This is a genomic window from Paramesorhizobium deserti (assembly GCF_001558695.1).
Classification (GTDB): Bacteria; Pseudomonadota; Alphaproteobacteria; order Rhizobiales; family Rhizobiaceae; genus Paramesorhizobium; species Paramesorhizobium deserti.
Map to the genome: position 1 here is coordinate 1 of NZ_LNTU01000006.1, position 13434 is coordinate 13434.

The following is a 13434-nucleotide window of genomic DNA, read 5'->3' on the forward strand; positions in this document are numbered from 1 at the left end:
CCTCGGCTTCGTCGCAATCGCCGCAGTCAAACTATGGATACCCTTTGTCCACGAGCGCTAGCTTGCCGAAATACAATGACGGAGGAGCAGGATTATCATCATGGGCGAGCTCCGATATCTTTCGCTTGCCCACGTACACAGTCAGGCTCTCTTCCATCTCTTCAGCACGCTCTTGGAGCGGGCCTTTGATCAGCACCAAACGATTAACGACGAGCCAGCCACCGTACCATGCGACCTGAGCTACATCGGCCTCATTCTATGTAGCTTTGCGTTCCCGAAGGCATCCAAGCTCCAGGGGCCCGGACCGGCAGCGAAGAAGTAGAGGAAAATGAAGCAATAAAGCATGGCTGCTTCACCATGGTTGAGGACGGGAAAAAAGCTGGTCGAGCTATGTGCAATGAAATAAGCAAAGGCCATCAGCCCCGAGAGGAGAAAAGCCACCGGGCGAGTGAACAGCCCCAGTATCAATAGCAGGCCACCGGCGACTTCGAGAATTCCGGCCGTATATAGCATGCTGTTCAGAGGATACTCGAAGGGCGCCGGCCAACCAAACAGCTTCATCATGCCATGGGTAAAAAACGATCCCGCCGCAAATATCCGCAGGATACTTAGAATATGTGGGGCAAAGACGTGGATTCGAGGCGTCTGCCGTATAGGCATGTCAGGCTCCAAATAAGCTGAAATAATTACTTTTTGTTGAATTAGACCCGTTCGACAATTGTTCATTGCTCAAAAAATCGTCGATGCGATTGGGCGGCTTTCGTGTGCCTACTGACATGCTCTTTTCAGGATATCGCATTGTCAAATAATGAACAACATTAGCGTTTTCCGATTGATCTGACCCTGATCTGACTCCTTCAAACTGGACCAGTTATGGTTAGTTCCGGTGGATTTTCCTGGCTGGGAAAGGAACGGAAAACGATGAAGGCATCGCAGTTTTCGGAAGCGCAGATCGCGTTCATGTTGAAGTAGGCGGAGGATGATACGCCGATCGGGGAGGTTTGCCGAAAGTCAGGGATTTCCGATGCGACCTTCTACAATTAGCACAAGAAGTATGCGGGCCTGATGCCGTCGGAGATGAAGCGTCTTCGCCAGCTCGAGGAGGAGGCTGTATGGGATGCACTCCCGGAGATGCTCGTCGAACTGGGGCTGCCAGCTGGCAGCATATGATCGACAGCACCACGGTTCGGGGCCATTCTCAGGCTGCTGGCGCAAACGTATGGCCCGCCCCGTTTGCAAGCGACAATTGGATGATGGTGTGGACAGTCTGCACAAACGTATCCGGCATGTTGGCGCGCTGGCCACTGCCAAGATAGAGCTCCGCGCGTCCTGATCCTCATAAAGGGGCCGGCCCCGAAGGCCATTTTGCGCCGGAGGTTTTCGGGACGCCGACCGATTGTAACGCCATCTTCCTTTTACCACTCGCAGTTCATCGCATCCGGCGGCGTTTTCGCCGTGTGCGCGTTTCTATATGACTTAGTCTGTTGTCACCGGCATGGTCTTGTAGCTTCGCTCGTGGTGGAGCAAGGCCCAAACCGTTCGCGCCATCTTTGCCGCCAATGCGACGACGGCGACATTGGAATGGCTGCGTGCAAGCAGTCCTCGCAGCCACGCCGCGATTGCGGTGTCGCTCTTTGCCAACGTGGGCATGGCGGATCGCGCGCCCTGGATCAGCATCTTGCGCAAGTATCTGCTGCCGCGCTTCGTAATGCCCAAGAGCTTTGGTCTTCCACCGGTGGTGGCTTGGCGAGGCACGAGGCCCAACCACGCTGCGAGGTCGCGTCCCTTGGCGAACGTCGCTGCGTCACCCGCCGCAGCGACCAGTGCCGCGGCATTCCCCAGCGCGTGCGCACAACCGGCTCAAACAGTTCCGTCGTGTCGCCACCCGGATACGACAAGGCGCGAAAATTCTTCGCAGCCTCCCTCCCCCAGCCGCTGCCAAAGCATGGTTATCAAATTGTCAACAGGCTCTGATGTGCGGACAATCACGGATCGATGGTTCTTGTATTGGGTCCTATTTTCATAGGGAACTATACTTGTAGACTATTTAAGATTTTTATGATTTTCTTTTCGCGGCACGGCAATTGGGGGATTGATCATGGGCTTATCGCAGTCTGGCCGGACCAAAAAATCAGCTATCCAGAAATTTTTACAGAAGAATCCAGATTTCGATTTAGTCACTTTTGATTTTTTCGACAAGTCCGCGGTTCAAGCAGTGCTCCAAGCTGGCGGCTTAGCGAATGCTGGCAACTCCTCCGCTAAGAAAGTGCGCGCTTCGGGCAAGCCGAAGAGGTCGACGAGGTCCGATAACATAGTGGGGGTTGATGCCCTGCGGGCCCATCAGCGCATGCTCCGCCTGACCGGCGACAGCGAAACGGCGGCGGCGCTCGTGACGCTGGGGCTCGATTCGGCGGCGTTCATCGCGGCCATGTCGCCGACCCGTTTCGTTGCAATGACGAAGCCGGTTTTCGGCGACGACGAGGCGGCAGCGCTGGCCGTCCACGCCAAGGCGGGTCATATCAAGACGGCGGCGCTGCACCTTTATGGCAGCGTCAAGGAGCTGGTCGCCTCCCCCGCCTATCGTAAAGCGGCCTTCAACACCGTGGACTCGGAGCTGGTGGATTACTTCACGCAGATCCCGAGCTATACGGGGCTGTTCGGGAATATGAACTATTTCCAGACCGATCCGGGCCAGACGATCTTCAGCCCGGCGGCGTATTTCTTTGATCTAATGCGGATCATCGACGAATACGTCACCTATCCAAACACGACACCGATCAGGACCATTCCCAAGGGCTATACGCTTGAGGAGCGCCGCCCCGACCTGTTCGCGCTGAAGCTCACGCCCGCGAATACCTTCGACGAAGTGCCGACGCTGGCACTGGTCAATGACATTCTCGCCCATTTGATCACGGCGCGCGGCATGGGCGAGGCCTATCAATATCTGGCGCTGGCGTCCTATCCGTTCAATCTGCCGTTCAACCGTCCACTGCTGGCGCTGCGCCGCGCGCTCACCGTCATGCAGTGCCCGTTGGTAGAGCTCTACCGAGCGATGGAAGTCGACCGTGCCACCCCGGCCGCCGACGATGATAATGCGGTACTGCCGCTCGATGTAGCGCGCGAGACGACAGGGCTGTCGGTCGCCGACCTTGCCCTCGTTACCAAATTTGCTGGCGATGCTGCCTACTACAGCTTTCCGGGCCCCGGCATTGTCGGCACCGTGGCCGGCTCGCCCGATGTCGTCGGCATCGGCACGCGCTTCACGTCCGACATCGCCGTTAACGACAGGCTGACGATCGGCTCGGAGACTCATAAGGTGACCGCCATCGCCAACGACATGGCGCTGACGGTCGAGAGCCCCTGGACTGAGGCCACTGCTGTCTCCTACGAGGCCGTGCGAGGAGAGAACAGATTCCCGGGCAAAGGCACGATCGACGGCACGATGTCTAGCGATATGGTCACGGGAAGGGGCACGAGCTTCTTTATCGAGGTCAGGGTCGGCGACCAGATTGCCATTCCTTGGGCTTCCGTGGACGGGATAGAACCGGTTCGCACCGTGACGGCTATCGTCTCCGACACGAGCCTTACGGTCGATCATCCTTGGCCTCTCGGGTTCGACGGGTTCGCTTACGCGATCGTTCCCTTCAACATCGGCAGGGGTGATGTCGCGATCACAGAAGGGAGCAACACGGTCACGGGAACGGACACGAGCTTCACAACTCAGGTCAGGGTGGGCGATGAGATTACCGTTACCTTCGATCATGAGGATCTAGGGTTTCGTACCGTGGCCGAGGTCATTTCCGATGATGTCCTGAGGGTCACGCGGGCTTGGCCCATATCATTTGATGGCGCCTATAAAACCGAACTTCCGGGCAGCGGGGTCGTCGCCATCACGGAAGGTGAGACGACAGCCACCGGAGCGGGCACGAGCTTCTTGACGGAAGTCAAGCCCGGCGACTCGATTACCATCAGGGGGTTGGGGGATGATACAGGCCTGACTCACGTCGTGACCTCGGTCATTTCTGACACCAGCATCACGGTCGATCAGCCTTGGCCCATTTCACATGGCGGCAACACTTACCTGATCACTCCGGCCAACCCAGCCAAGGGCAAAGTCGCCATCACAAAGGATGATACGACGGTCAGAGGAACCGGCACAAAGTTCTTAACCGACGTCAAGGTCCACGACGCGATTGGCCTTTTCATTGACCGGGAACTGCCGGCACACACCGTGACGGCTATTGCCGATGACACGAGCCTGACGGTCGACCAGCCCTGGCCCGCCACCTATAATGGCAAAATCTACAAGATTACTTCGGTGAGGAAGGGCGCGGGCGGCATCGTTTACAGGCGAGGAGAGACCGGAGTCGTGGGCATCGGCACGGCCTTCACCACGGACTTCGCCGCTGGCAGCGAGATCCGCGTCGGTGACGTCACCGTCCCGGTCACCAACGTCGCGTCGGACACGAGCCTGACCGTGGCCACGCCATGGTCCGAGGGAGCCGGCGCGGGCTATCTGATCGAACTGGCCGATGGGAGCGAGGCAGCCGTCGCCCGGGCCTATGGCTATGACATTCCGCGCACCTCGCCGCCCTTTCCGGGTGCCGGCATTGTCGGCACCCTCGCCGGCTCGCAACGAGTAATCGGCATCGACACGCGCTTTCAGTCCGAAATCGTCCCCGGCGATCAGCTGACGATCGGCCATGTCACCCATACCGTCAGCGCCATCGACAGCGATACTGCGCTGACGGTGGATACTCCCTGGGAGACCACCAGCGCCGTCTCTTATGTCGCCGTGCCGGTGCCTGGGACCGGCCAGACTCACCGCACATTTCCGGGCGATGGTTCTATTTCATTCAACGCCGACAGCCCGGAGGTGACAGGGTCTATAGCATACTTCCTCATCTATATCACGGCCGGCGATCAGATCATCGTGGAGGACGAGGCGCGCACCGTAGTCGAGGTAATCTTCAACACAAAACTGACGATTGACCGGCCTTTTTCCTTCGGTAAGACAGGCGTCGCCTACCAGATCAGATGGCCCTACCGCGCATTTCCAGGCATTGGTACGATCAACGTTAAATCGGATAGCAATGAGGTCAATGCATCTAGTGATGCAAATTTTTTGTCTTGGCGCGCGCCCGGCGATAAGATCATCGCGGCCGGTGAGACGCGCACCGTTGTCGAGGTTATTAGCAACACAAAACTGACGATTGATCAGCCGTTTCCCTTTGATAAGACCGATATCTACTATCGGGTCCTCCCGACTAACCGCACAATTGTCGGCAAGGGCTCGATCACTCTCAAAACGAATAGCGATGAGGTCAGCCAGTATTATGATACGTGGTTCCCGTGGTCGATCGCGGTCGGTGATAAGATCATCGTGCGTGACCATGCGCGCACTGTGGTTGAATTCGTTAACAAACTCATCCTGAAGATCGACCGGCCTTTTCCCTTCGCGGGGAGTAATCTTTCCTATCTGATCGTGCCGGGAGGGGGGCAGTCCCCGGCCTTTATCGGTTCGGGCGGCATCATCTACAAGCGGGACGACACGCGTGTCGAGGGCATCGGCACGGCCTTTACCACGGATTTCGCCGATGGCGGCAGTATCCGCGTCGGTGACGTCACCGTCCCGATCGCCAAGGTCGACTCGGACACGAGCCTGACCGTCGCCACCCCGTGGCCGGCCGATGGCGGCGCCGGCCTGATGATCGCGCCACCTGAGCGCAGCGGCAGAATCCTCGACGTGCTGCCGAAAGCGGGAACCGGCACGATCTCGCTCACCAAGGACTCGAGGCGCCTTGCCGGCAACGGCACCGCCTTCCGCAGGCAGATACAGGTCGGCGATCAGATCGTATTCCCTGTCGTGGTCGGCGACGAGACGCGCACCGTGACGGAGATTCTCTCCGACAGCGAAGCGGAGCTCGACAGCGAGGCTCCTATCACCCGGGAGGCACTCGACTTCACCATCCTGGCGCGCGACGGGCTCGACGTCGTCGACGTCTTCCGCGAGCGCACCGGGCTGACGCCCACGGAGTTGACCGAGCTGCTGCGCCAGAACCTCGACGATGCCGAGCTCAAGGCCGGCGGCGCCAATGGCTTCTTCATCAACGACACCGGCGAGACGCCAGCCACGATCACGACCTATTTCAGCAACGATCCGGGCAATCCGGTGCAGCGCCTGTCCGGCCTGACGCTGCAACGGCTCGACCGGATCAGCCGCTTTCTGCGCTTGGCACGCAGCCTCGGCTGGTCGTTCGCCGATCTGCAATGGGCGATCACCGCGAGCGGCGCCACCGAAATCACCGATGAACTGGTGATGGCTCTCGGCCGCATCGCCACGCTGATGGAAAGCGAGGAACTCGGCGTCGTCGAGATCACCGCGCTGTTCCACGCCTTGAAGACGACGGGCCGCGTGGAACAGGGCAAACCGCGGGACCAGTTCGACAAAATCTACAACGCCCCCCTGATGCTGCAGGGCGCCGATCCCTATGCGAAGGACTCGACGACGCCGTTCGATCCCTTCCGCGACCCGCCGCAGCTCTGGAACGTCAACCCCGAGGAGGGAAAGGAGAAGGGGACGGACGATGTCATCCGCAGCCGCCTGCGTGCGGCGCTGCAGGTCAAGGACGCCGATCTTACCCGGCTCGCCATCTATGTACAGCACCTGACCGGCACCGCCAGGCCCGACGAGATGAGCCTGACGCTCGCCAATCTGAGCTGGCTGTGGCGGCTTGCCGCCACGGCGAAGCGGTTCGGCTGGACGGTCGACACCTACCTGACCTTCCTTGGCCTTGCCTATTATCCAACGGAGAGGGATTACTTTCTCCCGCCGGAGAATGCCGTCAGCTTCGCGCTCGACAGGCTCGCGGATCAGTTCGCCCTGGCGCACTGGGTCGTGGACAGCGACTTCGACGTCGCGCAGATCCAGTATATCGTCACCGGCGCCGCCACGGGCTTCTCCCCGCCCTATGCCGAGGGCGACGTCGCCAGCTTCATGGCCGACCTCGCCGCCAGCGCCGCGTCGACGCATCTCTCCAGCACCACGCTCGCCGCCGTGCAGCTCGATGCGGCACAGGCCGATGCCCTGTTCGGCAAGCTGGTGGCGGAGGCGTTCGTCACCGCGACCGGCATCGTGCTGCCGCTCGACAAGAAGAAAGAGACGGCCGACCATACGGTCAGCTATAACGCCGTCGCCGGTCTGCTGCCGGTCCACATCAGCGACGACGCTTCCATCTTCGGCTTCAACGACGCCTCCTTCGCCAACGCCAACAAGAACATCAGCGCGGAGGAGTCGAAGAATGTCTATGCCGCGCTGCTCCAGAACGAGCCGCCGATCCTCGAGCCGCAGCCGTCCGGGGTCGTCGCGGTGGCGCAATCCTTCGGGCAAGCGACCGATCTTTCCTTCCTCGCCCCGATCTTTTCCGAGGGTGCCGTCGCCAAGGTGGAGACCGTGCGCCAGATCCTGCTGGCGGCGCGCGAGGGGATCGACAGCCTCATCAACATCCTCGACCAGACGCTCGACGTGCAGCAGACGACCTTCACCCGGGCGCTGGCCAGCTTCATCGGCGTGGCGCAACCGACGGTAACGGCGCTGCTGCCCTTCGCGAGCGAGCGAGCGCCCCTGCCCGACTATCTGGAGGTTTTCCTGACGCCGCTGCCGGATGGGAGCACGCCGCCCAAGCCAGCGCGGGCATTCATCGCCGAGGTGGCGCGGTTCGGTATCGTCGCCGGCGCCTGCCGGCTCGATCCGGTCGAGACGGCCTATTTCACCTCAACGGATGGCGGGAAGCATTTCAACATCGATTGGCCAGCCTTTGGCATCCGCGATATCAGCAGCATCGCGGCCTATGTAACGCTGCGCAATGCCGTCGGGGCTTTTGAGGACGAGCTCATCACCTATTTCAATACGCCCGCCGACGACCAGGATCATCCCGGCCGCAAGGCGGCGGCGCTGGCGGCGGCGACCGGATGGGACGCCAGGGATGTCGATCTGCTCACCGCCTATTTCTGGCCGCAGCCGGCGGCGGAGGATGCCGACACGGTTGCGGGGCTGACGCGACTTGCCACCGTCTTCGGCATCGAGCGCCGGCTCGGCGTGCGCGCGCAGACGCTGAAGGAGCTGATCGCTACCAGCCATCTGCCGATCGAGTCCAAGGAGAGGCCCGGCACCGTTGATCCGGCCTATTGGAAGACGTATGAGGACGCGGCCGAGACCGCCCGCGGCATCGTCAGCGCCACCTTCAGCGGCCAGGCGCGCACGGACGCCGATGCGGCCATCGACAGCGAGGTCAACGCCGCCTCGCGCGATGCGCTCGTCGGTAATGTGCTGTGGTGGATGAACGCCGCCAACCCGGCGATCGCCAGCGTCAACGATCTCTACCGCTATTTGCTGCTCGATGTCGAGATGGGCTCCTGCGCCACCACCTCGCCCATTGCCCAGGCGATCGCCTCGACGCAGCTCTATCTGCAGCGGGCACGGATGATGCAGGAGCCGGGCGTGCTCACGCTCGACATCCCGGACATCTGGTGGTCGTGGATGATGAACTACCGGATTTGGGAGGCCAACCGCCGGATTTTTCTCTATCCAGAGAACTATCTCGAGCCGTCGCTGCGCCAGAATGCGACGCCGGATTTCGAGACACTGGCCTCGGACCTGCTTCAGAATGACGCGACCAAGGACAATGTGGTGAAGCCGTTCGAGACCTTCCTCAAAGGTCTGGCGGTGCTGGGCGGCCTGACCCCGGCCGGTGCCTATCAGGCGCGCCGCAAAAACCCGCAGACGGGCGAGGACGAGGACACGCTGTTCCTGGTCGGTCGCACCCGGGCGCAGCCTTATCAATTCTATTTCCGCACCCTCGACAACGCGGTCGAGTGGGGCCCCTGGCAGGCGATCGACCTCAGCATCGCCGGCGAACGGCTGTCGCCGGTCCATGCCTTCGGCCGGTTCTTCATCTTCTGGAGCGAATTCGACAGGTCGCAGAGCGGCACCGTCGCCAATCAAAACTCGAGCACGCAGACCGTCGACAAGGCGACCCTTCGCTACGCCTTCTACAATGACGGCGAATGGTCGACCGCGCAGGTGCTCGACGACATGGCGCTCCTCAACGTCCATCCCAACTACGCCTTCAGCAATCCGGTCCCAGAGTCCTTGCGCAAGGAGAATAGCTATTGGCTGTTTCCCTACGTGCTCGCTACCGGCCGCGGCTTCGCCGGAGCGGGGTATGTGGACATTTCCGAGGGGCTCGATGTTGTTAACGGCATCCGCACGCAATTCACACGCGAGGTGCGGGCCGGCGATACCATCGTCTGCTTCGGCGAGAGCCGCATTGTCAGCCTCGTGGCAAACGATGACCAACTCGTCGTCACGCAGCCCTGGTCGAGGACGGTCGAGCACGTCGAATATAAGATCCTTGCCCGGAATGAGGCAAGCCACCTCAAGCCCTTCACCGGCACCGGCATAGTCAGTGCGGCCAAGAACCTGAAGATCGTCACCGGCAATGGTACGCGCTTCCTTGATGAAGTCGTTTTAGGCGACATGATTGCCATCGGCGGCGAGTCCTATGTCGTTGTCGAAATCAAAACCCAGGAAAGCCTTGTCGTCGACCAAAACTGGACCGAAGCGTACACGGGCGTCCCTTATACCCTGATTCCCGGCCGGCGCGGCGACGAGACGATCATGGTCTGCTACAGCGCACCGAGGGGAACGGATATTAAGTATGGTTCGTCCAGCTTCTCGCCTAAGGAAAATCCTGAAAAGGACAACTTTATCGCCGCGTGGAACAGGGTTGGCCAATCGGTCTACGACGGTCTGACACTGGCGGATTTATATAACACTGTTCCTATCGGTGGCACCGTGCCGCTGTCGAACTGCACCTTCATTGACGCCAAACTAGCGCGCTCATCGGCCAAGGTGCTGTGGACGGACTATGCTTATAGCGCCGAAGCCAATGCGCGCCCCTATCGTCCCGAACTGCTGCGCCAGTTCGCGCGCCTCGCTGTCCATCCCAGCGGCAATCTGCTCTATGACAATTACTGGGGCACGAACCTGCCCGGCCAGCTGGATTCCGACCGGCGTCCAAAGGTAGAGGGCAGCGTCGACCTCCTGTTCAACATCAATAGGGGTGGGGCGTCACTGATGCCCGTTGGCAACAAGCCGAGCACCTTCCTGTTCGACAATGAAGACGAGACTTTCCTCGTGCAGCCGGATGACAAGACGATCCGGCACATTTCCGAGACCCTGCTGCGCAGTCTACGGCCGTGGAACAACACGAATCTACTGAACGGTCAGGTCTGGAGCACGGGTCTGGTGGACAGCCAGATCCTGAGCACGGGGAGCTATACGGCCTCGGGCAAACCCCTCGCCGAGACCGCTTTTTCCTTTACCCGATTGTCGACCTCGGTGATGCCGGAGCTGCAGCGCCGGCTGTTCCTCGACGGCATCGACGCGCTGCTGTCGCCCGATTCGCAATATCTCAAGGAGTTGCCGTTCGACCGCTTTTCCCGCGTGGCCACCGCGCTCACGCCGCAGGTCGTTCCGCCGGCCTCGGCGCTAATGGATTTCGACGGCGCCTTCGGCCTCTATTTCTGGGAGCTGTTCTTCCACGCGCCGTTCCTGGTCGCCGACCGCCTGCAGGGCGCTGGCAAGTTCGAGGAGGCGCTGACCTGGCTGCAATACATCTTCAACCCGATGCAGCCGCCCAGCGCTGATGACGAGCCGGAGTCGGCCACGCGCTTCTGGCGGTTCCGGCCGTTCCGCCATATGGATCAGCCGTCGCTGGCCGCCAGCCTCACCGATCCGCGCCAGATCAAGGCCTACAATAACGATCCCTTCGATCCCGACGCCATCGCCGCGATCCGCCATGTCGCCTATGCCAAGGCGATCGTCATGCGCTATGTCGACGCGGTGCTGGACTGGGGCGATGCGCTGTTCACGCAATACACCCGCGAAACCATCACCCAGGCGACCAATCTTTACATTTTCGCCCAGGATCTGCTCGGCAAGAAACCGGTCTCGCAAGGACGCCTGCCGCTGCCACTGCCCAAGAGCTTCAGCGAACTCAAGGAGAAATATAAGGACGGGATCCCGCAGTTCCTCATCGATCTGGAGAACACGCCGTTCCTCTACCGAACCGACGACAATGCCCGCTACGTGAGCCAGCCGGTCAACGATATAATCGCCTATTTCGCGGTGCCGGAGAACGCGGACTTCATGAAATACTGGGATCGTGTCGACGACCGGCTGTTCAAAATCCGCCATTGCATGAACATCGACGGGCAGACGGTGCCGCTGGCGCTGTTCGCGCCGCCGATCGACCCGGCGATGCTGATCCAGGCGATGGCCGGCGGCGGGGCCGCGGCGCTGGCGAACGCCCTGGCGGAAGGGGTGCCTCATTATCGCTTCGGCTTCCTCATCGAGCGGACCCAGGCTATCGTCGCCCAACTCGCCGGCCTCAACGCCGCTTTGCTGTCGACGCTGGAAAGGCAGGATGCGGAGGCCCTGAGCCTGCTGGCCACGGAGCAGGAGAACCTGCTCCTCAAGATGACCACCATGATCAAGGAGCAAGAGATCGCCGAGGCCGAGACCAACGGCAAGGCGCTTGAGGAAAGCCTCGCCAGCGCGCATGACCGGCAGTCCTATTATGCCGGGCTGATCAGTAACGGCATCTCGGCCCGGGAGCAGGCAAGCCTCGACAGCATGCTGGCCGGACAAGCCTTAAACATAATGGGCTCGGTCGTTAAGACGGGGGCATCTATCGCCTTTACCGCGCCCCAGGTCGGCTCGCCCTTCGCCATGACCTACGGCGGGACGCAGATCGGCAACTCCCTCATGGCTTTCGGTGGCGTGCTCGAGACAGCAGGAGCGCTCACGCTGGCGGCATCACAGCAGATCTCGACCCTCGCCTCCTATGAGCGCCGCGCCCAGGAGTGGAGCCTGCAGGAGCAGCTCGCCGCCCATGACGTGGCGCAGATCGACGCCCAAATTCAAGCCAACTCCATCCGCATCGCCCTCGTCAAGCAGGGGCTTGACGTTCACGAGGAGACGGTCCGGCAGAACCGGGAGCGGGCAACCTTCCTCAAGGACAAGTTCACCAACAAGGCGCTCTATCAATGGATGGCCAATCAGATCGGCCGCGTTCAATTCCAAATCTATATGCTCGCCCATCAGCTCGCATTGACGGCGCAGCGGGCCTATCAATTCGAATACAACAGTGATCGCCGTTTTGTGACCTTCGATTACTGGAACACTGCTCATCGCGGCCTGACCTCGGCCGATGGTCTGCAACTGGCGCTCACCCAGATGGCGGCGAGCGTGCTCGGCGCGCCGCGGTCGCTGGAAATCGAGCGCACAATCTCGCTGATGGAGATCAACCCCCTAGCCCTGATCCAATTACGCGAGAAGGGCGAGTGCTTCTTCGAATTCTCCGAGAGCCTGTTCGACCATGACTTCCCCGGTCATTACAGCCGCAAGATCAAGACGCTCTCGGTCTCGATTCCCTGCGTGGTAGGGCCCTATCGGAACATCAAGGGGACATTGACTCAGCTCAGCAACCAGGTCGTCCTGAAGCCCGACAACCAAGGGCTCAATGCCGTCAAGTTCCTGCTTGGAGAGGAGGACGCCACGGTGCCGCCGGCCTCGGCGATGCGCAGCAACTGGCGCAACCACCAGGAGATCGTGCTGTCGAACGGGCAGGAGGACAGTGGCCTTTTCGCGCTCAACCTGGAGGACAGCCGCTATTTGCCTTTCGAGGGCACCGGGGCCGTGTCGTCCTGGCGGCTGAGCCTTCCGAAGGGCACCAATCACATCGCCTTCGATGCCATCAGTGACGTGATCATCCGCCTGAAATACACGGCCAGTGATGGCGGTGACGCCTTTCGTCGCAAGGTGGCCAAGCTCGCTGAGCTGAACAGATTCGCGGGTCTCGAATATATCGACTGCCGTTCGATGTATTACGACGCCTGGCGGCTCTTCTTCGCCTCCGTCGGCCAGACGTCGGACACGCAGACCCTGTCACTACCCATCGCCGATTTCGTGCCGCCGCACGTGGACAAGGCCAAGCTGCTGGGCTTCTACATCCGTTTGTCCGCCAATGAGCCCGTTGCCGGATCGTATATCAGCGTCAATCTCGGCAAGCAGACGATTGTCGAGGTGGATATCGGACCGGACAACACAAAGAACTGTATGTTCGAGGAGGCAGGGGCGCCGTCCGTCAGCGAAGTGGCGTCCAGGCCGGTCGAGGTCGTGTTCGACCTCAGGAATACTCCCGCTACACTGAAAACCGACGGCAAGCTGAATGCGGATGCGTTGAAGAATATGGAGATCGTTTTTTACTACATGGGAGACGTGAACCTCTCTGATTAAATAAACCGGCAAAGCCGCGCCTGAGGCGAAGGTGAAGGCCGTTTCAGGATTCTCAATCAAGAGCTGAAGAG

General features: G+C 60.6%; 2 protein-coding genes and 2 pseudogenes. 2 read left to right on the plus strand and 2 right to left on the minus strand.

All coding sequences use genetic code 11. From position 1 onward, the window contains the following. Positions 1 to 240 precede the first annotated feature (240 nt). Positions 241 to 660, minus strand: coding sequence for a DoxX family protein (locus ATN84_RS08700; RefSeq protein ID WP_068881289.1), 420 nt, complete (start codon positions 658 to 660; stop codon positions 241 to 243). Between the two features lie 261 nt (positions 661 to 921). Between ATN84_RS08700 and ATN84_RS26780 the strand changes: the two are divergent. Continuing rightward, positions 922 to 1107 (plus strand): annotated as a pseudogene (locus tag ATN84_RS26780) (transposase); the annotation flags it as partial. A gap of 369 nt (positions 1108 to 1476) precedes the next feature. On the opposite strand, the pseudogene ATN84_RS08705 reads toward ATN84_RS26780, so the two are convergent. Further along, positions 1477 to 1836 (minus strand): annotated as a pseudogene (locus ATN84_RS08705) (transposase); the annotation flags it as partial. A 478-nt stretch (positions 1837 to 2314) separates the two neighbouring features. On the opposite strand from ATN84_RS08705, the gene ATN84_RS08710 reads away from it, so the two are divergent. Then, positions 2315 to 13363, plus strand: a complete 11049-nt coding sequence (locus ATN84_RS08710) for a Tc toxin subunit A-related protein (protein WP_068881291.1) — start codon at positions 2315 to 2317, stop codon at positions 13361 to 13363. Positions 13364 to 13434: the final 71 nt, after the last annotated feature.